Here is a 19,925-nt window from a genome sequence, read left to right on the forward strand (position 1 = left end):
CGCGGTGTCAGTCGACCGGCGTCGGCTTCGCGGTGAGCTTGTGCGTCTCGTCGACGACGGTGGTGGCGACTTCGCGGAGCTTGTCCCCGTGCTCGCGAGCGTGGTGCGCGCAGAACAGCAGGTCGAAGCCGGAGGCCATCTGGACTCGGAGGTAGGCCTGAGCGCCGCAGCGGTCGCAACGGTCCTCGGCGGTCAGGGAGGTGCTCGGGGCAACTGCAGTGGTCACGTCGGCCTCACTTTCGTTTCGCATACGTCCGGATCAACGACCCGTTGGCGGGAAAGATTCCCGTCGTGGTCCATGTCTCACCATTCGGTGGTCACCATCCAATCACGAAGTGCCAAAGGTGACGCGCCGACTCTCCATACCGTGGAATCCGGTGTGTACATGTGACGCAGGCGTGACCGGTTCGTGACGCCGTTCACCGTGATCGGAGCCGGGAGGAGCGACCGACACTTCGCCCGCCCGTCCGCGAGCCGCCGTCGTCGTGTCGGAGCAGCGGGTTAGATTGCTCCTGGAGCACGAACGACGAAGGAACGCATGGCCGACAACACGTACAACGCAGCGCATCTCCTGGTCCTCGAAGGCCTGGAGGCGGTCCGCAAGCGACCGGGTATGTACATCGGGTCCACCGATACCCGCGGCTTGATGCACTGCGTCTGGGAGATCATCGACAACGGCGTCGACGAGGCGCTCGCCGGCGCGGCGTCGTCGGTCGAGGTGACCCTGCATCCCGACGGCTCCGTCGAGGTCTACGACGACGGCCGCGGCATCCCCACCGACAAGGAGCCGCGCACCGGCCTGCCCGGCGTCGAGGTGGTCGCCACCAAGCTGCACGCGGGTGGCAAGTTCGGTGGCTCCTCGTATGTGGCAACCGGTGGCCTGCACGGCGTCGGCCTCTCGGTGGTCAACGCGCTCTCCGCGCGGATGGACATCGACGTCGACCGCTCGCCGGCCACCCAGGGCATCAGCTTCAAGCACGGCATGCCGGGTGTCTTCGACGGCGAGGGCCCCGACGCCGGCTTCACGCCGCAGTCCGGGCTCTCCCGCAAGGGCAAGCGGGTCGCCAAGGGCAAGTCCGGCACCCGGGTGCGGTTCTGGCCCGATCGCCGGATCTTCACCAAGGACGCCACCTACCTGATCGACGGCCTGCTCGGCCGCGCGCGGCAGACCTCCTTCATCGTGCCCGGCCTCGAGCTGGTGATCCGGGACCTGCGCGGCCCCGAGCCGACCGAGGAGAAGTTCCGCCATGACGGCGGCATCGGCGAGTTCGTCGACTACCTGGCCACCGGCGAGCCGGTCACCGACGTGATCCGGCTGCAGGGCACCGACACCTTCACCGAGACGGTGCCGATGCTCGACGACAAGGGCCACATGACCCCGCAGGAGGTGCAGCGCGAGCTCGGCGTCGACATCGCGGTGCGCTGGGGCAGCGGCTACGAGACCGAGATGCGCTCCTTCGTGAACGTGATCGCCACCCCCAAGGGCGGCACCCACGTCAGCGGGTTCGAGGCGGCCGCGACGAAGACCTTCAACGAGATCATGCGGCAGAGCAAGGCGCTCAAGGTCAACGACGCCGACGTGATCAAGGACGACGTGATGGAGGGCATGACGGCCGTCGTCACCGTGCGCCTGGCCGAGCCCCAGTTCGAGGGTCAGACCAAGGAGATCCTCGGCACGCCGGCCGCGCGCACCGTCGTCCGCAAGGTGGTGGCGCGCGAGCTCAAGGAGTTCCTGACCTCCACCAAGCGAGTCGAGAAGGCCCAGGCCAAGCTGGTGATGGAGAAGGTGGCCGGTGCCGCCAAGACCCGCATCTCCGCACGCCAGCTGAAGGAGACGCAGCGCCGCAAGAACGCGCTGGAGTCCTCGACGCTGCCGGCGAAGCTGGCCGACTGCCGCTCCGGCGACAACGAGATGTCCGAGCTCTTCATCGTCGAGGGTGACTCGGCCCTCGGCACCGCCAAGCTGGCCCGGAACTCCGAGTTCCAGGCGCTGCTGCCGATCCGCGGCAAGATCCTGAACGTGCAGAAGGCCTCGGTCGGCGACATGCTCAAGAACGCCGAGTGCGCCTCGATCATCCAGGTGGTGGGTGCGGGCTCCGGGCGCACGTTCGACCTCGACGCACGGCGCTACGGCCGGATCATCTTCATGGCCGACGCCGACTCCGACGGCGCCCACATCCGGTGCCTGCTGGCCACGCTGTTCTTCAAGTACATGCCCGAGCTGATCCGGGAGGGCAGGGTCTACTCGGCCGTCCCGCCGCTGCACCGGATCGAGCTCTCCAACCCGAAGAAGGGCATGGACAAGTACGTCTACACGTACTCGGACGCGGAGCTGCAGCGCAAGCTCGCCGAGCTGTCCAAGAAGAACGTCCGCTGGAAGGACCCGGTCCAGCGCTACAAGGGCCTCGGTGAGATGGACGCCGACCAGCTGGCCGAGACCACGATGGACCCGCGCCAGCGGACCCTGCGCCGGATCACCGTCGACGACGCCGACGACGCCGCGAAGGTCTTCGAGCTGCTGATGGGCTCCGAGGTCGCGCCGCGCAAGGAGTTCATCGTCGCCAACGGCGGCAACCTGAGCCTGGAGGAGCTGGACGCCTGAGCGGCAGGGCACCTCAGAACGGCGCCAGGTCGAAGCGGCCCCACGCCAGCAGGGCGAAGAGGCTCACGAAGACCAGGTCGCCGAGCAGGTAGGTCCACTCCTTGCGGCGGAACCGGGTGGTGCCGGCGCCTGCCATGAAGAGCATCAGCCCGCAGGCCGCCAGCGGGGTGAGCACCGGCAGCACCCCGAGCAGTGCGGGGAGCACCAGGCCGAGTGCGCCGAGCAGCTTGATCGCGCCGATCAGCTTGAGCTGGCCTGGGTCGAAGTCGTCCACCCAGTGCTGGCTGGCGCCCAGGGCGCGGTAGCGCGCCTGGCTCGTGGCCAGCAAGGTGAGCCCGCCCGCGCCGAAGGCGACGGCGAGTGCTCCGGCGAGGATCCAGAGTGCGGTGTCCATGACTCTCCTTCGTGGTTACCTTGGCCCGTGCGGGCCCGTCGAGTTGATGACGGATCCGCGAGGGAAGAGGTAACCGATGGACGCGCAGGGCGAGCTGGCTGAGGCATTCGAGGCCGAACGTGGACGGCTGACGGCGATCGCCGTCCGGGTCCTCGGCGTGCGCACGGACGCCGAGGACGTCGTCCAGGAGGCGTGGCTGCGGCTGATCCGGCAGGAGTCGGGCAGCATCGAGAACCTGGCGGCCTGGCTGACCACCGTCGTCGGCCGGCTGTGCGTCGACACGCTTCGGACGCGCACGGCGAAGGCCGAGGCCCCGTTGTCGATCACCCTGGATGAGAGCGAGGCGAACGAGGACCACGCGCTGGGCGACGGGCCTGAGCAGGCCGCGGTGCAGGCCGACCAGGTCGGCCTGGCGCTGCTGGTCCTGCTCGGTGCGCTGGAGCCCGACGAGCGGATGGCGTTCGTCCTGCACGATCTGTTCGCTGTCCCGTTCGCGGAGATCGGGAGCATCCTCGGCAAGTCCACCGACGCCGCCAAGATGTCCGCGAGCCGGGCGCGCCGCAAGGTCCGTGGCCACGATCTCCAGGTGGCGAGTGCTGAGGAGCGCAGGCAGCAGCGCGCCGTCGTCGACGCGTTCCTCGCCGCCACCCGCGACGGAGACTTCGCGGCGCTGCTCGACATCCTGCACCCGGACCTGGTCTGGGAGATCCACAGCGCCCGAGCGGTCCGGACCCAGGTCGGCGCGCAGCACCTGCTCGAAGCGATCGCGCGCGGCGACCGGACCCGGTTCAGCGCGCGGCGAGTGCTGGTCGACGGCCAGCCGGGCATCGTGGCCTATGGCCCGACCGGCAAGCCGGTCAGCGTGATGAGCTGCACCGTCGAGGACGGCCGGATGACGAAGGTCGCCTCGTTCCTGGATCGTCGCTGGCTCGACGCGCAGGAGCTGCCGCCGGCGCCGTGACGCCGGCGGACGTCACGCCGACGGAGCAGCCGCATCCCCGGCGGGCAGGACGTCGGGAGCTGGGGCCAGGGAGCGATGCCACCAGGCGACGACGCCGTCCACCACCGCGCCGGGCGAGCGCACCCAGCCGACGTGGTCGGTGGGCTGCTCGGTGACGTGCAGCCGCGTGCTGGTGCTCGGGGTGAAGAGCCGCTCGACGAAGGCGTCGACGGCGTCGCGCGGGGCATAGGTGTCGCCGTCCAGGCTGATCACCAGCGAGGGAGTGGTGACGCTGCCCCGGACCGGATAGGGCGGGCGGGCGGTCAGCACCATTCGCGCCCACTCCCGCATCAGCGTCTTGGCGCCCGGGCCGCCGAAGGCGGGCTTGGGCAGGTACCCGAAGGCAGCGGTGAGGGCAGGCACGATCAGTCCCGCCATCAGCACCAGGTGCGGGCCGTTGAACGGGAAGTCGCGGTGGTAGGGGAGCGAGGTGCCGATCGTGATGAGGCCGTCGGCGGGCGGTTCGTTCAGCGCGTGCCCGACCGCCATCTGGCCACCCAGGCTGTGCCCGAGCACGAGCACCGGGCGCTCCGGCTCGGCGGCGCGCTGGGCGGCGACGGCGCGGGCGATCTCGTCGATCTCGTCCTGGTACGACCAGTCGTGGGCCCGGCTGGCAGGCGGGTGGTCCAGCTCGAACCCGCGCCGGGGCAGCGCGATCGCCGTCCAGCCGCGTTCGGAGAAGGTCTCGACGAGCGGCCGGTAGAAGCGGGCGCCGATCCCCATCGCCGGAGCGATCAGCACGACGGGAGTAGGTGACGACGTCGTCATGGCGGCCTTTCGGGCGAGCGCGGGAGCGCGGGTCACGGAGCACCGCACCCTAGCGCAGCAAGAGCCCCGGGCCGTCCTGCGAGGGAGCGGGTGCTCCCTCGCAACGCGTGACGTCCCGGGGCTCTCGGGGTGGCTCATACCAGGTAGGTGTGCGCCTTCTTCAGCTGGGTGGCCGCCTCGAGGACGATCCGGTCGATCAGCGCCTCGCAGGTCGGCAGGTCGTCCAGCACGCCGACGACCTGGCCCGAGGCCAGCACGCCCGCGTTGGTGTCGCCGTCGACCAGGCCGGCCTTGAGCATCATCGGGGTGTTGGCGGCGAGCGTCATCTGAGCCAGGGTGCGGCCCTGGTTCTTCTTCATCTCGCGCCCGTCCTTGGCCAGCTGCAGCCAGGACATGCCCGCCATCTTCTTGAACTCCAGCGTCCGCTTGATCGTGGGGGCGAGGCGGCGGATCGTGCCGGTCTCCTCGATCTCCTCCACGAACGGGGTGCGCAGCATCCGGTGCGGCATGCCGTCCACCTTCGCGGTCACCACGGTGCCGTCCAGGCCGTAGCCCAGGTAGAGCTCCTTGACCGACTGCGGGACCGCGCTGTCCGAGGTGAGCAGGAAGCGGGTGCCCATGCCGATGCCGGCAGCGCCGTACGAGAGCGCCGCCGCCAGACCACGGCCGTCGAAGAAGCCGCCGGCCGCGATCACCGGGATGTCGACGGCGTCGAGCACCGACGGCAGCAGCAGGGTGGTCGGGGTCGAGCCGGTGTGGCCACCGCCCTCGCCGCCCTGGATCATCACCGCGTCGGCGCCCCAGGAGGCCACCTTCTTGGCGTGCTTGGGCAGACCCACGCTCGGGATCACGACGATGTCGTTCTCCTTGAGCTTCGCGATCAGCTCCGGCTTCGGTGCCAGCGCGAAGGAGGCAACCTTCACGCCGTGCTCGATCAGCAGCTCGCATCGGGCCGGCGCGTCGGCGGCGTCGGCGCGCAGGTTGACGCCGAACGGCTTGTCGGTGCGGCTCTTGACCTCGACGATGGCCTTCTCGAGCTCCTCGAAGGTCATCGTCGCCGAGGCCAGGATGCCCAGGCCGCCGGCGTTGGCGGTCGCGCTGACCAGCCTCGGCCCGGCCACCCAGCCCATCCCGGTCTGCACGACCGGGTGCTTCACGCCGACCAGCTCGGTCAGCGGCGTGCGCAGCAGTTGCTCAGTGGACATCAGCGACTCACTTGCCTGCGTCGACCGGCGGGACCTCGCGGTCACGGAAGTTCTTCGGGTCGAGCATCTCGCGGATGATCGTCAGCTCGGCGTCGCTGGGCAGACGCGTGGTGGCCACCTCGCCGTCCACGTGCAGCTCGAAGCCGGTCGCCTCCTGGACCTCCTCCAGGGTGACGCCCGGGTGCAGCGAGACGATCCGCATGGTGTCGTCCGGGCCGCCCATGTCGAAGACGCCGAGGTTGGAGATGATCCGGTGGATGTCGTTGTACTTCGACGCACCCGGGCCGGCCTCCTTGGCAGCCTTAGGGCCGACGCCGGAGATGATGTCGACCTTCTCCACGAAGACGCGGGTGTTGTGCTTGGGCACCCAGTACGACGTCCGGTTGTTGACCGTGTTCCCCGGCGCGCCGCGCGAGCCCAGCAGCTGACGCTTCGGCTGGGCGAAGTCGCCGATCGCGGAGATGTTCTGGTTGCCGTGCTTGTCGACCTGGGTGGCGCCCATCATCACGTGACGCTTGCCGTAGGCGACCACGTCGAAGACGCGGCGGAACGGGATCCAGCCCTCCACGACGTCGGCCTTGGCGAAGATCGGCGGCACGCCGCCGAGGAAGAGCGACTCGCCGTCGCTGATCACCAGGTCGGGGTTGGAGGTGAGCTTGGCCAGGCGGACGCCGATCATCGGCATCGTGCCCATCGGGGAGCCGAAGATCTCGCCGTCCTGCGCGAACGCGTCGGCGACGGCGGCGGCGCAGACCTCTGCGCGAGTAATCTCAGTCATCGTTGATCTCTCCTCAGGCCTGCTCGGCGCGGAACGCTTCGACGGCGGCCTGGTAGGCAGCCTCATCGCCCGACAGGAACCGCTCCTTGAAGGCGGCCCATGCCTCGGGGTCGGCGGCGGACTTGGCGTAGTGCTTCTGGAACTTCTCGTCGCGCTCGTAGTCCGGCACGCAGTTGGTGAAGTGCGCACCGTTCGGGGTCTCGACGACGCCGGTCACCATCATCCGGTTGAGCAGCAGGCGCTGGATCGGGGTGTCGGCGGTCAATGCGGCGGTGTCGACGATCTTCTCGACCGAGACGAAGGTCTTCTCGGCGGCCATCGCGAACAGGTCGTCGAAGTACGGGTCCGGGCCCAGGTAGCTGGCGTTGCCGTGCACGTCGGCGCGGTTCAGGTGGACCAGCGCGACGTCGAGCTTGAGCGCGGGCACCGCCACGAACTCCTCGTAGTCGCCGTTCTCGTCGGCGTAAGGGCTCTTGACCAGCTTGAGGTCAGGGTTGTTGACCAGCACGTCGGAGCCCAGCCCGGCCCGCATCGGCAGGAACGGGAGCCGCTCGGCGGCCGCCTTCAGACCGGTCTGGAACATGCCCTCGTCCCACTCGCAGATCTCCGGGATCGTGCGGTTCTGGCGAGCGGCCTGGAAGTTCGGCTCGAGCGGGACGGTGTCCATCGAGACGAAGGCGTAGACCAGCTTCTTGATCTTGCCGGCCTCGGCCAGCAGGCCGACGTCGGCGCCGCCCCACGCCACGACGGTGAGGTCCTTGAGGTCGGAGCGCAGGATCGCGCGGATCAGCGCCATCGGCTTGCGCCGGGGGCCCCAGCCGCCGATGCCGATGGTCATGCCGTCGGAGAGGTGCTCGACCACCTGGTCGATGGTCATCTCCTTGTTGGTGGGTCGGGTCACTTGTTGCTCTCCTTGGAACCAGACTTGTCGGTACCCGCGAAGTCATCGCGGAGTTCGTCAGCCACACCCATGAGGTTCAACTCGAAGGTGAAGCCCTGCTCGAAGCGGTAGCTCTTGTTGACGTCGATGGGGTCGATCCCGTTGATGGCCTCCTTGGCCGCACGGATGACCTTGGTGTTCTTGCCGGCGATCACCGCGGCGACCTCGAGCGCAGCGGCGTCGAGCTCCTCGCGGGGCACCACGCGGTAGACCGAGCCGAACTGCAGCAGGTCCTTGGCGGGGATCCGGCCGGCGGTGAAGTAGAGGGTGCGCATCATGTGCTGGGGGACCAGGCGGGCCATGTGAGTGGCCGCGCCGAGGGCGCCCTGGTTGACCTCGGGGACGGAGAAGTAGGCGTCCTCGGAGGCGATCACCACGTCGGCGTTGCCGACCAGGCCAACGCCGCCGCCGATGCAGTGCCCGTTGACGGCGGCGATCACCGGCACGGAGCACTCGTAGATCGCCTTGAACGCGGCGTAGCAGCCGGCGTTGGCGCCGAGCAGGGCCTCCATGCCGGAGGTGTTCTGCATCTCCTTGATGTCGACGCCGGCGTTGTAGCCACGGCCTTCGGCGCGGAGCACCACGACATGGGTCTGCGGGTCGCGGCTGGCCTCGTCGAGCGCCTCTGCGACGCCGAACCAGTCGGCGACCGGAAGGGCGTTGACCTTGCCGTGCTCCATGGTGACGACGCGGATGTGGTCGTCGCGCAGTACGGAGGAAATCGTCATCGGGGGAGTGCCTCCCGTCCATTGATGGCCTTGCGGTCCACCAAACCAAACACTTGCTTGGTACCCTAACACTTGCTTGGTTTTGTAGCGAGGAAGGAATCCGATGGCAGTGCAGATCGACCTCACCGGACGTGTCGTCCTGGTGACCGGCGGGACCAAGGGCATCGGCCTGGGCATCGCGCGCACCTACGTAGCGGCCGGGGCCCACGTGGTCACCTGCGCCCGCTCGGAGGTCGACGTCCCGGAGCCGGGGACCACCCACTTCACCTGCGACGTGCGCGACCCGGACTCGGTCCAGGAGCTGATCGACAAGGTCGTCGCCCTGCACGGCCGCCTCGACGTCGCGATCAACAACGCAGGTGGCGCTCCCTACGCGCTCGCCGCGGACGCCTCGCCGCGCTTCCACGCCAAGGTGATGGACCTCAACTTCACCTCCGCGCTGCTGGTCGCGCAGGCGGCGAACAAGGTGATGCAGACCCAGGAGAGCGGCGGCGCGATCGTCAACATCTCCTCCATCTCCGCGCTGCGCCCCTCGCCGGGTACCGCGGTCTACGGTGCCGCCAAGGCAGCCGTCGACCAGCTCACCGTCTCGCTCGGTCAGGAGTGGGCGCCCAAGGTCCGGATCAACGCGATCAACGTCGGCCTGTGCCGGACCGAGAACACCGCCGAGCACTACGGCGGCGACGCCACGGTGGCGGCGATCGAGCAGACGATCCCACTGGGCAGGATGGCTCGGCCCGAGGAGATCGGCCAGGTCGCACTCTTCCTGGGCTCCGACCTCGCGAGCTACGTCACCGGTGCCGCGATCGAGTGCCACGGCGGCGGCGAGCCGCCCGTCTTCCAGTACGTCGTCGACTCCCTCCAGGCCCAGGCCTGAGGCCACCCCTCACCTCTAGGAGCAACCATGAGCAAGATCCTTGACGGACGCGTCGCCATCGTCACCGGTGCCGGTCGCGGCATCGGTCGCGCGCACGCGCTCGAGCTGGCCCGCCAGGGCGCCAAGGTCGTCGTCAACGACTTCGGCGTCTCCAACAACGGGGAGAAGGAGGACTCGCCGGCGCACCAGGTCGTCGCCGAGATCGAGGCGCTGGGCGGCGTGGCCGTCGTCAACGGTGCCGACGTGGCCGACTTCGCCCAGGCCGAGGCGATGGTGCAGCAGGCGATCGACACCTTCGGCGGCCTCGACATCCTGGTGAACAACGCCGGCTTCGTGCGCGACCGGATGCTGGTCAACGCCACCGAGGACGAGTGGGACGCCGTGATCCGGGTGCACATGAAGGGCCACTTCGCCCCGCTGCGCCACGCGGCCGCCTACTGGCGCGCCGAGTCCAAGGCCGGTCGCCCGCGCGTCGGCCGCGTCATCAACACCACCTCCGGTGCCGGCCTGCAGGGCTCCATCGGCCAGGTCGCCTACTCCGCAGCCAAGGGTGGGATCGCCTCGATGACGCTGGTCGCCGCGGCCGAGCTGGGCCGCGTCGGCGTCACCGTCAACGCGATCGCACCGGTCGCCAAGACCCGGATGACCGAGGGTGCCTTCGACACCTCGGCGATGGCCCTGCCGGAGGACAACAGCCCGATCGTGGCGTGGCTGGCCTCGGAGGCCGCCGGTCACGTCACCGGCCGGATCTTCGAGATCGACGGCGGGCTGCTCACCCTGGAGTCCGGCTACCTGCACGCCGCATCGCGTGACGCCGGCCGCCGCTGGGAGGCCGCCGAGCTGGGCGAGGTCGTCGACGCCCTGATCGCCGAGGCCCCCAAGCCGGACCCGGTCTACGGCGCCTGAGCCGCACACGCACGCATCGGATCCCGGTCGCCTCGGCGGCCGGGGTCCGTTCGTCGTTGCGGGTCGCGCTCACCAGGTGAGGACCAGGCTTCCGGTCTTGTGCCCGCTGTCCACCCGGCGGTGCGCCTCGACGATCTCGTCGAAGCCGAGCCGGTCGCCGACGACGCGCACGGTCCGGTCTGCCAGCAGCTCCAGCAGGTGGGCGACGTCCTCGGCGCGCTCGGATGCGGTGCCGGTGTGCACGCGACCCCGGGCGCGCAGGGTCTGCGGCAGGTCGGCCGCGATCAGCGCCGCGTGGCCGTCGTCGGTGAGGAGCCGGCGCGCGGATCGGGCATCCAACAGGCCGACGGTGTCCAGGACGGCGTCGTAGCGCGACCCGTCGAACAGCTCGTCGCGGCTGTGGTCGAGATGCTCGGCCCCGAGCTCGGCCAGCAGGGCGGCGCGCCCCGGGCCCGCCGTCGCCCGCACGGTGGCGCCGCTCGCCCGCGCCAGCTGGATCGCCTGGACGCCGACCGCTCCCGCGCCGCCGACCACCAGCACCCGCGGTGCGTGCCCCGGCCGCCCGGGGACGACCCGGCAGGCCCGCAGGAAGTGCAGCGCGGTGGTGCCGCCGAAGAGCACGCCGGCAGCGTCGGCCGCGCTGACGGCGTCCGGGACAGGGGCGACCTTCGTCGCCGGCACCGCGACCAGCTCCGCATGGCAGCCGAGCCTGAACCCCGACATGCCGGCGACCCGGTCGCCGACCCGGACCCCGGTCGCCGCACTGCCCACCTCGACGACGGTGCCCGCGAACGCGGTGCCCAGGATCGGGCGGCGCGGGCGGCGGACCCCGAACGCCAGCCGCGCCCCGAGCGCGAACCCGCGCGGGAAGCGAGCCCCGCGGATCCGGGCGTCTGCGCTGTCCACGGTGGCCGACTCGACCCTGACCAGGATCTGCTTCGCGGTCGGGCGTGGCTCCTCGACGTCGCGGAGCTCGACGACCTCGGGCGGTCCGTAGCGGTCGATCACTGCTGCCTTCATCGGGCCTCTCCTCACGCTCGTGCTCGGACCTTGGTCCTTCGAGAGTAGGGAGGAGGGAGCCTGAGCGACACCGGGAACGACCCTGAGCGATCCCCGAGGTGGAGGCCTCCGGGCGGCCAGGCAGGATGGAGCCATGACCTCTGTTCAGCCCCGTTGGTTCACCGATACCGAAGCCGGCCATTCGCAGCGCTATGTGGAGCGCTTCCGGACCATGGCCGCCGAGGGCAAGGATCTCGACGGCGAGGCGCGGCTGGTGGACGCGATGCTTCCGCGCGGCTCACGGATCCTGGACGCCGGGTGCGGCCCGGGCCGGGTCGGGGGAGCCCTGCACCAGCGGGGGCACGAGGTCGTCGGCGTCGACGTGGACCCGGTGCTGATCGCCGCCGCCGAGGAGGACCACCCCGGCCCGCGCTGGCTGGTCGCCGACCTGGCCACCCTCGACCTGGACGAGGACCCGTTCGACCTGGTCGTCGTGGCCGGCAACGTGCTGCTCTTCGTCGCGCCCGGCACCGAGCGCCGGGTGCTGGAGCGGCTGGCCGCGCATCTGCGTCCGGGCGGCCGGATCGTGATCGGCTTCCGCCGCGCCGAGGAGTACTCCTACAGCCGCTTCGACGCCGACATCACCGGCGCGGGCCTGCGCCTGGAGCAGCGCTTCTCCACCTGGGACCTGGAGCCCTTCTCCCGGGAGTCGGAGTTCGCCGTCTCCGTGCTGCGCGTCGGGGCCTAGCAGAGGCAGAAATGCGAAACGAGGCGGCACCGTGTGGTGCCGCCCCGTTCCGTTTGGTGCAGGTTCGGGTGTGAACAAGCGCAGGTTCGGGTGTGAACAAGCGCGGGTTCGGGTTAGCGGCGGAGCAGGCCCTTGGCCACGTGGGTCACCTGGACCTCGTTGGAGCCGGCGTGGATCATCAGGGACTTGGCGTCGCGGGCCAGCTGCTCGACCCGGTACTCGGCCATGTAGCCGTTGCCGCCGAGCAGCTGCACGGCCTCCATCGCCACCTCGGTGGCGGCTCGGGAGGAGTAGAGCTTGATCGCGGACGCCTCGGCGATGTCCATGGTGCCGGTGCGCTGGGCGTGCAGGCCCTTGAAGACCATGTTCTGCACGTTGACCCGGGCGATCTCCATCTCGGCCAGCTTGAGCTGGATGAGCTGGAACTCCGAGATCGGCTGGCCCCACAGCTCACGCGTCTTCGCGTAGTCGATCGCGATCCGCTGGCACTCCTCGATCATGCCGAGCGCGAAGGTGGCGATGCCGACCCGCTCGCCGATGAAGTTCTTGCGGGCCGACTCGCGACCGTCGGTGCCGGGCTTGCCGGCCAGCAGCCGCTCGGGGCCGACCGCGACATGGTCGAAGAAGAGCTGCCCGGTGGGGGAGGAGGCCATCCCCATCTTCTTGAAGGGCTTGGACTGGGTCAGGCCCTCCATCCCGGAGTCGAGCACGAAGATCAGCACCGGCTGCTTGCGACGGTCCGGCTCGCTGCCGTCGTCGAGCTTGGCGTAGACGACGATGGTGTCGGCGTACGGACCGTTGGTGATGAAGGTCTTCTGGCCGTTGAGCACCCAGCCGCCGTTGCCGTCGGGCTTGGCGGTGGTGCGCATGCCGCCGAAGGCGTCCGAGCCGGCGTCCGGCTCGGTGATCGCCCACGAGCCGATCTTCTCCATGGTCATCAGCGGCCGTGCCCAGCGCTTGCGCTGCTCGATGCTGCCCAGGCCGTTGATGGTGCCGGCGGCCATGCCGATCGAGACGCCGATCGCGGTCGGGATGCCCATCCCGGCCTTGACCAGCTCGACGTTGGCGACCGGTCCGCCGCCGATGCCGACGCCGTCGGGCTGCGGCTCGTCGAAGGGCTGGCCGGCCTCGGCGGCCTCGTCGCGACGGATCTGCCAGTCGAAGAGCTCGCCGCCGGCCTCGTCGAGACCGAACGCCGCGTAGTACTTGCGCGCGATGTCGTAGGGCGGCAGGCCCTCGTGCTCGAGCTCGTCCTGCAGTGGGCGGATCTCCTTGTCCACGAACGCCCGCACGGCGTCGCGGATCGCGAGCTCCTCGTCACTCCACTGGTACACGACGGGCCTCAGATCCGCTCGATGATGGTGCCCGACGCCTGGGCGCCGCCCGCACACATCGAGATCAGGGCGGTGGAGGCGTCGCGCCGCTCGAGCTCGTGCAGCGCGGTGGTGAGCAGGCGGGTGCCGGTCGAGCCGACCGGGTGACCGATCGCGATCGCGCCGCCGTTGACGTTGTACTTGTCCTCGGGGACGTTGTGCACCTGGGCCCACGACATCACCACGGAGGCGAACGCCTCGTTGACCTCGAACAGGTCGATGTCGGAGATGGACATGCCGGAGTCCTTGAGCACCTTCTCGGTCGCCTGGACCGGGCCGTCGAGGTGGTAGTACGGCTCGGCGCCGACCAGGGCGGAGGTGATGATCCGAGCGCGCGGCTTGAGGCCGAGGCTGGCGGCGAGCTCCTCGTCCATCAGCAGCAGCGCGGAGGCGCCGTCCGAGATCTGCGACGACGAGCCTGCCGTGTGCAGGCCGCCCTCGAGCACCGGCTTGAGCGAGTTGAGGCCCTCAAGGGTGGTCTCGCGCAGGCCCTGGTCGGTGGTCACGGTGCGGGTCTCGCCGGTCGGGTTGCCCTCGTCGTCGAGGATCGGGGCCTCGACGGCGAAGATCTCGCGCTCGAAGCGGCCCTCGTCGACGGCGACGCGGGCGCGCTGCTGCGAGCGCAGGCCGAAGGCGTCCAGGTCCTCGCGGGTGATCCCACGGTTCTTCGCGATCCGGTCGGCGGCGGTGAACTGGTCCGGCAGGTCGATGTTCCACGATGCCGGGCGGGGGTCGCCGAAGCCCTTGGGCACGCTGCTGCCCAGCGGGATGCGCGACATCGACTCGACGCCGCAGGCCACGCCGGCCTTGATCGCGCCGCCGGCGATCATCGCGTTGATCAGGTGGGTCGCCTGCTGCGCCGAGGAGCACTGGGCGTCGATCACCGTGGAGGCGGTGGAGTTGTTCAGGCCGGCGTGCATCCAGGCACGGCGCACCATGTTGTTGGACTGCTCGCCCGCCTGGGTCACGCAGCCACCGATGACCTGCTCGATCAGGGCGGAGTCGACGCCGGCGCGCTTGAGCACCTCGGTCTGCGCGGCACCGAGCAGCTCGGCGGGGTGGACCCCGGCCAGCCAGCCGCGGCGCTTGCCCTGCGCGGTCCGGACCGCTTCGACGATGACGGGGTTGCCCATGCTCAGCCTCACTCCTGCTACCACGGCCCGCGGCCCATGCCGGGACCTGTCTGGGGAAAGTAGAACAGGTTCTCCCCATCCGGCAAACCGCGGTCCCGCCTGATTGAAACTCGTGCAGAAATAGTCCGGAAAGCGCTTCCAAACATTCCGACGGTATGTAACCATCATCACTAGAACGTGTTGCAGATTCTTTCCTGGAGGAGCCCCGTGACGACCACCCCCCTGACCTACGACGGTCTCGACCTCACCGACCCCGAGCAGATGGAGAAGGCCGTCCCGCACGACGCCTTCCGGCACCTGCGCGAGACCGCTCCGGTGATCTGGGTCGAGCAGGAGCCCGAGGCGCGCGCCGGCTTCCTCGACACCGGCTACTGGGCTGTGACCAAGCACGCGGACGTCGCGGCGATCTCCAAGAACAGCAAGGACTTCTCGACGCAGCGCAACGGCGTCATCGTCCGCTTCGCGCCGGACATGACCCGCGACCAGGTCGAGCTGCAGGGCGCGATGCTGATCCACCACGACCCGCCGTCGCACACCGCCATGCGCCAGGTCATCTCGCGCGGCTTCACGCCGCGTGCGATCGCCGCGATCGAGGGCGCGCTCAAGGAGCGTGCCGACAAGATCGTCGAGGCCGCGCTGGCCAAGGGCTCGGGCAACTTCGTCGAGGACCTCGCCGCCGAGCTGCCGCTGCAGGCGATCGCCGAGCTCCTCGGCGTGCCGCAGGAGGACCGCGGCAAGCTCTTCGACTGGTCCAACCAGATGCTGGCCTATGACGACCCGGAGGTGGAGGGCGACGAGGCCGTCGCCGCCGCCGAGATCCTGGGGTACGCGATGATGCTCGCCGACGACCGCCGCAAGAACCCCAAGGACGACATCATCACCAAGCTGGTGACCGTCGGCGAGGACGGCGAGGGCGCGCTCACCGACGACGAGTTCGGCTTCTTCGTGATCCTGCTCGCGGTGGCCGGCAACGAGACCACCCGCAACGCGATCACCCACGGCATGCAGGCGTTCTTCGAGAACCCGGACCAGTGGGAGCTGTACAAGGCCGAGCGTCCGGCGACCGCGGTCGACGAGATCATCCGCTGGGCCACCCCGGTCACCGTCTTCCAGCGGACCGCGATCAACGACGTCCAGGTCGGCGACGTGACGGTCAAGGAGGGCGACCGGGTGCTGATGTTCTACTCGTCGGCCAACTTCGACGAGGACGTCTTCGAGGACCCGTTCTCCTTCAACATCAAGCGGGAGAACAACCCGCACGTCGCCTTCGGCGGCCACGGCGCGCACTACTGCATCGGCGCCAACCTGGCCCGGCGCGAGGTCGACCTGATGTTCAACGCCATCGCCGACAAGATGCCGAACCTGAAGCCCACCGGCCAGATCCGTCGCCTGCGCAGCGGCTGGATCAACGGCGTCAAGGAGCTGCACGCCGACTACTCCTGATTCCAGGAGTTCACCCGTGACGACAGGCGAGTTCTTGCGTTACCCATCGTGAGATCTGGTGAGGCGAGTCGTCACGTCTGATCCAGGGCTCACGCGAGGCCGGCATCCCGTTGGGGTGCCGGCCTCGTTGTCGTTCTCGATAGGCTCGAGACCTGATGAGCCGCGACCTGTACGTCCTCGACCTCGACGGCATGCAACAGTCCGCCGTCGATCCTGCCGATCCCACCTACCTTGCCTTCGACTACATGGTCCGGATCGGCCGGTTGATCGATGCGATGCCGCCCGGGCGGCTGCGCACGCTGCACATCGGCGGGGCCGCGATGAGCCTGCCGCGCTTCCTGGCGGCCCGGCGTCCGGGCTCCGCGCAGATCGTGCTGGAGCCCGCGGCCGAGGTGATCGACCGGGTCCGCGCCGAGCTGCCGCTGCCGCCGCGCAGCGGGATCAAGGTCCGGCCGGTCGACGGGCTGCGTGGCATCGCCCAGATCCGCGACAGCTCCCAGGATCTGGTCATCCTGGACGCGTTCGAGCACGGCGTGGTGCCCAGCGAGCTGACCACGCCGGCCTTCGTCGAGCAGGTGCAGCGAGTGCTCGCCGACGGCGGCGTCTTCGTGGCGAACCTCGTGGACCGGGCACCGTTCGCCGGCGTCCGCTCCTTCGTCGCAAGCGTGCGCACGCTCGGCGAGGTGATGGTCGGCGCCGAGCCCGCCACACTCAAGGGACGGCGCCCGGGCAACCTGTTGGTGGCCGCCGGTGCGCTGCCCACCGAGCCCTGGGGCGTGCCGTCGCCGATGGAGTACCGGGTCTATGCCGGGCGCGCGGTCTCCGACTCCTTCGGCGGTGGCCGATGACGGCGATCTGGTGGCTGCGCCGCGACCTGCGGCTGGCCGACAACCCGGCACTGCTGGCCGCGCTGGAGGACGGCGACGTGCTGCCGGTTTTCGTCCGGGACCCGGGGCTGCGCTGGGCGGGCGCGCCGCGTCGCGCGCACCTGGAGGCGGCGCTGGCCGCGTTGCAGGAGGCTTCCGGCGGCGCGGTGGTGATCCGCTCCGGCGACCCGCGCCGGGTGCTGCCCGAGCTCGCGGCGGAGGTCGGCGCCCCGACCGTCTACGTGAGCGGCGAGTTCACGCCGTACGCGCGACGCCGGGACCGCGCGGTGGCCGAGGCGCTGAGCGCCGGCGACGTCCGGCTGACCTCGCGGGGCACCCCCTACGCCGTCGCGCCGGGGACGGTGCTGACCGGCTCCGGCACGCCCTACCAGGTCTTCACCCCGTTCGCCCGCGCCTGGCGCGAGCAGGCGGAGCAGCCGCCGCTCACTGCACCCGGCCAGCCCCGCTGGCACGCGGGCGTGCGGAGCGAGCAGGTCGACGCCGCGCTGGCCGAGCAGGGCCGCGCCCTCGGCGCGGCGGGGGAGACCGAGGCGCTGGAGCGCTGGCATGCCTTCCTCGACGACGGCCTGGCCGACTACGCCGAGCTGCGCGACCGCCCGGACCTCGACGGCACCAGCCGCCTGTCGGGGCACCTCAAGGTGGGCGCGCTGCACCCGCGCACGCTGCTCGCCGACGTCCGCACCCACCGCGACGCCGACACCGAGGGCGCACGCACCTTCGTCACCGAGCTGGCCTGGCGCGAGTTCTACGGCGACGTGCTCTGGCACCACCCGGACTCCGCCTGGGCGGACCTCAAGCCCGCGCTGGCCGGGATGGAGTACGACGACGGCGACGCCACCGAGGAGCTGGTCGCCGCCTGGCGCGAGGGCCGCACCGGCTTCCCCTTCGTCGACGCCGGGATGCGCCAGCTCGCCGCCACCGGCTGGATGCACAACCGGGTCCGGATGGTCGTCGGCAGCTTCCTGGTCAAGGATCTGCACGTGTGGTGGCCGCTGGGCGCCCGGCACTTCCTGGACCAGCTGATCGACGGCGACATCGCCGCCAACAACCACGGCTGGCAGTGGGTGGCCGGCACCGGCACCGACGCCTCGCCCTACTTCCGGGTCTTCAACCCGGTCACCCAGGGCAAGCGGTTCGACCCGGACGGCGCCTACGTGCGCCGCTGGGTGCCCGAGCTGGCACACCTGAGCGGCAAGGCGGCGCACGAGCCGTGGAAGCACCGTGACGGCTACGCGCACGGCTACCCGGAGCCGATCGTCGACCACGACGCCGAGCGCCGGGAGACGCTGGCGCGCTACGAAGCGGTCCGGAGCCAGGGATGAGCCGGGCCCAGGCGGTCGCCCTCGCGACGCTGGTCCTGGGCACGGGTGCGCTCGCGGTGCTGTTGCGCCTCGAGCCCGGTGACCCGTTCTTCGTCGCCGGAGGCCTGGCGGTGGCCCTGCTCTGGGTGGGTGGCGCCCTCGCCGCGGGCGGGGTCCGGGTCGCCCATGACGGGACGACGCTGCGCGCGGCCCTGCTCGGTGTCGGTGCCGGCGCCGCGGCGGCCGGCGTCTGCCTGGCGGCAGGCTTCGTGGTGGCGCACGTCGAGGTGCTCCGCGAGCCGGCCAGCGACGTCCTCGACCACGCCCGCGCCGACACCGCGCTGGTGGTGGCGATGGCCCTGGTCAATGCGATCGCCGAGGAGATCTTCTTCCGTGGTGCGCTCTACGATGCGGTGCCCCGCCGGCTCGCGATCACGCTGACCACCGCCGCGTACGCCCTGACCACGCTGGGCAGTGGCGTCCTGCTGCTCACCGTCGCCGCCGTCCTGCTCGGGCTGATCACGGCCGGGCTGCGGCGACTCACCGGAGGCGTGCTCGCCCCGGTGCTCACCCATCTGACCTGGTCGGTGGCGATGATCACGCTGCTGCCCGACGTCCTGGCGATCGGAAGGTGAACGATGTCCGCAACCGAAGAACGCACAGCGCTGGTGACCGGCGCCTCGGGCTACGTCGGCGGGGAGCTGGTGCCACGCCTGCTCGACGCCGGCTGGAAGGTCCGGGTGATCACTCGCAACGCCGCGTCGCTGCGCGACCGGCCCTGGGGGAGTGCGGTCGAGATCGTCGAGGGCGACGCCGACGACCCGCAGATCCTCGAGCAGGCGCTGCGTGGCGCCGAGGTCGCCTACTACCTGATCCACTCGATGGCCGGCGGCAGTGACTTCGCCAGCCGGGATCGCGAGCTCGCGCACAGCTTCGCCGCGGTCGCGGACGCCGAGGGCGTGCGCCGGATCGTCTACCTGGGCGGGCTGCACCCCGACGGCGAGGAGCTCTCGCCGCACCTGGCCTCACGGGTGGAGGTCGGCGAGATCTTCCTGCGCACGCCGGTGCCCGCCGCGGTGCTGCAGGCGGCAGTGGTGCTCGGCGCGGGGTCGATCTCGTTCCAGATGCTGCGCTACCTCAGTGACCGGCTGCCGGTGATGCTGGCGCCGCGCTGGCTGCGCAACCGGATCCAGCCGATCGGGATCGAGGACCTGCTGCACTACCTGCTGCGGGCGGCCGACCTGCCCGACGAGGTGAACCGCAGCTTCGACGTCGGCGGCCCGGAGGTGCTCACCTACGCCGACATGATCCAGCGCTTCGCCGCCGTCACCGGGCTGCGCTCACGCTGGGTGATCACCGTGCCGGTGCTCACCCCAGGATTGGCGAGTCGCTGGATCGGACTGGTCACGCCGCTCGACACCAAGGTCGCGCGCCCGCTGGTCGACAGCCTGGTGCATGAGGTGGTCTGCCGCGACGACGCCGACCAGGTGCTGGGCGCGCCGCCCGAGCCCACCGGCTACGACGATGCCGTGCGGGCCGCGATGGCCCGGGTGGGCCCGGATCGGTTCGTGGTGCTCAGGCGGCCCGGGAGCGCTGGAACAGACCCCAGCCCCAGGTGACCAGCAGCGCGCCGCCGATCGAGCCGAGCAGCCCGGTGGCGTGCAGGTCGAGGCCGTTGCCGGTGGCCAGGCTCAGCACCAGGCCGCCCACGAAGGAGCCGATCAGACCGGTGACCAGGGCGGTCGTCCAGTCGACGTCCTTCATCGAGGCGCCGAGGATCATCTGGGCGACGCCGCCGGCCACGATGCCGAACAGGATGAGAGCGATAATGAGCATGCTCGAA

Annotated in this window: 21 protein-coding genes; 10 read left to right on the forward strand and 11 right to left on the reverse strand. The window is 70.4% G+C overall.

The features are described from left to right. Positions 1–7 precede the first annotated feature (7 nt). Positions 8–250: a DUF7455 domain-containing protein gene (locus ABD151_RS05680; protein ID WP_343992185.1), complete on the reverse strand. Its 243-nt coding sequence runs from the start codon at positions 248–250 to the stop codon at positions 8–10. Between the two features lie 288 nt (positions 251–538). On the opposite strand from ABD151_RS05680, the gene ABD151_RS05685 reads away from it, so the two are divergent. Next, on the forward strand, positions 539–2,602 hold the full coding sequence (locus ABD151_RS05685) for a DNA gyrase/topoisomerase IV subunit B (RefSeq protein WP_343992186.1): 2,064 nt from the start codon (positions 539–541) through the stop codon (positions 2,600–2,602). Positions 2,603–2,615: 13 nt separating this feature from the next. On the opposite strand, the gene ABD151_RS05690 is transcribed toward ABD151_RS05685, so the two are convergent. Further along, on the reverse strand, positions 2,616–2,996 hold the full coding sequence (locus ABD151_RS05690) for a DoxX family protein (protein WP_343992189.1): 381 nt from the start codon (positions 2,994–2,996) through the stop codon (positions 2,616–2,618). 76 nt (positions 2,997–3,072) lie between these two features. Here ABD151_RS05690 and ABD151_RS05695 point away from each other — a divergent pair, with 76 nt between their 5' ends. Further along, the gene (locus ABD151_RS05695) at positions 3,073–3,957 is read left to right on the forward strand and encodes a sigma-70 family RNA polymerase sigma factor (protein ID WP_343992191.1); all 885 of its coding nucleotides are present in this window, start codon (positions 3,073–3,075) and stop codon (positions 3,955–3,957) included. Positions 3,958–3,969: 12 nt separating this feature from the next. Here the strand turns inward: ABD151_RS05695 and ABD151_RS05700 are convergent, their stop codons facing one another. From ABD151_RS05700 to ABD151_RS05720, 5 genes are all read right to left on the reverse strand, one after another. Further along, positions 3,970–4,800, reverse strand: a complete 831-nt coding sequence (locus tag ABD151_RS05700) for an alpha/beta fold hydrolase (RefSeq protein WP_343992193.1) — start codon at positions 4,798–4,800, stop codon at positions 3,970–3,972. 98 nt (positions 4,801–4,898) lie between these two features. Next, positions 4,899–5,969 carry an NAD(P)H-dependent flavin oxidoreductase gene (locus ABD151_RS05705; protein ID WP_343992194.1) on the reverse strand — a complete coding sequence of 357 codons (1,071 nt, stop codon included), beginning with the start codon at positions 5,967–5,969 and terminating at the stop codon, positions 4,899–4,901. A gap of 7 nt (positions 5,970–5,976) precedes the next feature. Next, complete coding sequence (locus ABD151_RS05710; RefSeq protein ID WP_343992197.1) at positions 5,977–6,747, reverse strand: CoA-transferase subunit beta; 771 nt, start codon at positions 6,745–6,747, stop codon at positions 5,977–5,979. A 13-nt stretch (positions 6,748–6,760) separates the two neighbouring features. Next, positions 6,761–7,648 carry a CoA transferase subunit A gene (locus tag ABD151_RS05715; RefSeq protein WP_343992199.1) on the reverse strand — a complete coding sequence of 296 codons (888 nt, stop codon included), beginning with the start codon at positions 7,646–7,648 and terminating at the stop codon, positions 6,761–6,763. Next, a complete protein-coding gene (locus tag ABD151_RS05720; protein WP_343992201.1) occupies positions 7,645–8,415 on the reverse strand; it encodes an enoyl-CoA hydratase family protein in 771 nt (256 codons plus the stop codon). The genes ABD151_RS05715 and ABD151_RS05720 overlap by 4 nt, the downstream gene beginning before the upstream one ends. 103 nt (positions 8,416–8,518) lie before the next feature. Here ABD151_RS05720 and ABD151_RS05725 point away from each other — a divergent pair, with 103 nt between their 5' ends. Together ABD151_RS05725 and ABD151_RS05730 are read left to right on the forward strand one after the other, a co-directional pair. After that, the gene (locus tag ABD151_RS05725; protein WP_343992203.1) at positions 8,519–9,292 is read left to right on the forward strand and encodes an SDR family oxidoreductase; all 774 of its coding nucleotides are present in this window, start codon (positions 8,519–8,521) and stop codon (positions 9,290–9,292) included. Positions 9,293–9,319: 27 nt separating this feature from the next. After that, a complete protein-coding gene (locus tag ABD151_RS05730) occupies positions 9,320–10,198 on the forward strand; it encodes an SDR family oxidoreductase (RefSeq protein ID WP_343992205.1) in 879 nt (292 codons plus the stop codon). 69 nt (positions 10,199–10,267) lie between these two features. Here ABD151_RS05730 and ABD151_RS05735 read toward each other — a convergent pair whose 3' ends face one another. Further along, on the reverse strand, positions 10,268–11,218 hold the full coding sequence (locus ABD151_RS05735) for an NAD(P)-dependent alcohol dehydrogenase (RefSeq protein ID WP_343992207.1): 951 nt from the start codon (positions 11,216–11,218) through the stop codon (positions 10,268–10,270). Positions 11,219–11,351: 133 nt separating this feature from the next. On the opposite strand from ABD151_RS05735, the gene ABD151_RS05740 reads away from it, so the two are divergent. After that, positions 11,352–11,945 carry a class I SAM-dependent methyltransferase gene (locus ABD151_RS05740; protein WP_343992209.1) on the forward strand — a complete coding sequence of 198 codons (594 nt, stop codon included), beginning with the start codon at positions 11,352–11,354 and terminating at the stop codon, positions 11,943–11,945. A gap of 113 nt (positions 11,946–12,058) precedes the next feature. Here the strand turns inward: ABD151_RS05740 and ABD151_RS05745 are convergent, their stop codons facing one another. Together ABD151_RS05745 and ABD151_RS05750 are read right to left on the reverse strand one after the other, a co-directional pair. Continuing rightward, entirely contained in the window at positions 12,059–13,279 is a 1,221-nt protein-coding gene (locus ABD151_RS05745) for an acyl-CoA dehydrogenase family protein (protein ID WP_343992211.1), read from the reverse strand. Between the two features lie 8 nt (positions 13,280–13,287). Continuing rightward, a complete protein-coding gene (locus tag ABD151_RS05750; RefSeq protein ID WP_343992212.1) occupies positions 13,288–14,451 on the reverse strand; it encodes a steroid 3-ketoacyl-CoA thiolase in 1,164 nt (387 codons plus the stop codon). 207 nt (positions 14,452–14,658) lie between these two features. On the opposite strand from ABD151_RS05750, the gene ABD151_RS05755 reads away from it, so the two are divergent. From ABD151_RS05755 to ABD151_RS05775, 5 genes are all read left to right on the forward strand, one after another. Continuing rightward, positions 14,659–15,894, forward strand: coding sequence for a cytochrome P450 (locus ABD151_RS05755; protein WP_343992213.1), 1,236 nt, complete (start codon positions 14,659–14,661; stop codon positions 15,892–15,894). A gap of 155 nt (positions 15,895–16,049) precedes the next feature. Continuing rightward, complete coding sequence (locus ABD151_RS05760) at positions 16,050–16,742, forward strand: spermidine synthase (protein ID WP_343992215.1); 693 nt, start codon at positions 16,050–16,052, stop codon at positions 16,740–16,742. Beyond that, entirely contained in the window at positions 16,739–18,103 is a 1,365-nt protein-coding gene (locus tag ABD151_RS05765; RefSeq protein WP_343992218.1) for a cryptochrome/photolyase family protein, read from the forward strand. Before ABD151_RS05760 ends, ABD151_RS05765 begins: the two co-directional genes overlap by 4 nt. Further along, positions 18,100–18,717 carry a CPBP family glutamic-type intramembrane protease gene (locus tag ABD151_RS05770; protein ID WP_343992221.1) on the forward strand — a complete coding sequence of 206 codons (618 nt, stop codon included), beginning with the start codon at positions 18,100–18,102 and terminating at the stop codon, positions 18,715–18,717. The genes ABD151_RS05765 and ABD151_RS05770 overlap by 4 nt, the downstream gene beginning before the upstream one ends. A gap of 3 nt (positions 18,718–18,720) precedes the next feature. Next, entirely contained in the window at positions 18,721–19,701 is a 981-nt protein-coding gene (locus ABD151_RS05775; protein WP_343992223.1) for an NAD(P)H-binding protein, read from the forward strand. Here the strand turns inward: ABD151_RS05775 and ABD151_RS05780 are convergent. Beyond that, a complete protein-coding gene (locus ABD151_RS05780) occupies positions 19,658–19,918 on the reverse strand; it encodes a GlsB/YeaQ/YmgE family stress response membrane protein (protein WP_343992225.1) in 261 nt (86 codons plus the stop codon). The genes ABD151_RS05775 and ABD151_RS05780 overlap by 44 nt on opposite strands. Between the last annotated feature and the right edge of the window lie 7 nt (positions 19,919–19,925).

This window comes from Nocardioides dubius, assembly GCF_039528155.1.
In the GTDB taxonomy this organism is placed as follows: Bacteria; Actinomycetota; Actinomycetes; order Propionibacteriales; family Nocardioidaceae; genus Nocardioides; species Nocardioides dubius.

Bases quoted from the DNA above. Each gene is read 5' to 3' on its own strand.
- ABD151_RS05680 (WP_343992185.1), bottom strand. From the start codon at position 250: ATGCGAAACGAAAGTGAGGCCGACGTGACCACTGCAGTTGCCCCGAGC.
- ABD151_RS05685 (WP_343992186.1), top strand. From the start codon at position 539: ATGGCCGACAACACGTACAACGCAGCGCATCTCCTGGTCCTCGAAGGC.
- ABD151_RS05690 (WP_343992189.1), bottom strand. From the start codon at position 2,996: ATGGACACCGCACTCTGGATCCTCGCCGGAGCACTCGCCGTCGCCTTC.
- ABD151_RS05695 (WP_343992191.1), top strand. From the start codon at position 3,073: ATGGACGCGCAGGGCGAGCTGGCTGAGGCATTCGAGGCCGAACGTGGA.
- ABD151_RS05705 (WP_343992194.1), bottom strand. From the start codon at position 5,969: ATGTCCACTGAGCAACTGCTGCGCACGCCGCTGACCGAGCTGGTCGGC.
- ABD151_RS05710 (WP_343992197.1), bottom strand. From the start codon at position 6,747: ATGACTGAGATTACTCGCGCAGAGGTCTGCGCCGCCGCCGTCGCCGAC.
- ABD151_RS05720 (WP_343992201.1), bottom strand. From the start codon at position 8,415: ATGACGATTTCCTCCGTACTGCGCGACGACCACATCCGCGTCGTCACC.
- ABD151_RS05725 (WP_343992203.1), top strand. From the start codon at position 8,519: ATGGCAGTGCAGATCGACCTCACCGGACGTGTCGTCCTGGTGACCGGC.
- ABD151_RS05730 (WP_343992205.1), top strand. From the start codon at position 9,320: ATGAGCAAGATCCTTGACGGACGCGTCGCCATCGTCACCGGTGCCGGT.
- ABD151_RS05735 (WP_343992207.1), bottom strand. From the start codon at position 11,218: ATGAAGGCAGCAGTGATCGACCGCTACGGACCGCCCGAGGTCGTCGAG.
- ABD151_RS05740 (WP_343992209.1), top strand. From the start codon at position 11,352: ATGACCTCTGTTCAGCCCCGTTGGTTCACCGATACCGAAGCCGGCCAT.
- ABD151_RS05750 (WP_343992212.1), bottom strand. From the start codon at position 14,451: ATGGGCAACCCCGTCATCGTCGAAGCGGTCCGGACCGCGCAGGGCAAG.
- ABD151_RS05760 (WP_343992215.1), top strand. From the start codon at position 16,050: ATGAGCCGCGACCTGTACGTCCTCGACCTCGACGGCATGCAACAGTCC.
- ABD151_RS05765 (WP_343992218.1), top strand. From the start codon at position 16,739: ATGACGGCGATCTGGTGGCTGCGCCGCGACCTGCGGCTGGCCGACAAC.
- ABD151_RS05770 (WP_343992221.1), top strand. From the start codon at position 18,100: ATGAGCCGGGCCCAGGCGGTCGCCCTCGCGACGCTGGTCCTGGGCACG.
- ABD151_RS05775 (WP_343992223.1), top strand. From the start codon at position 18,721: ATGTCCGCAACCGAAGAACGCACAGCGCTGGTGACCGGCGCCTCGGGC.
- ABD151_RS05780 (WP_343992225.1), bottom strand. From the start codon at position 19,918: ATGCTCATTATCGCTCTCATCCTGTTCGGCATCGTGGCCGGCGGCGTC.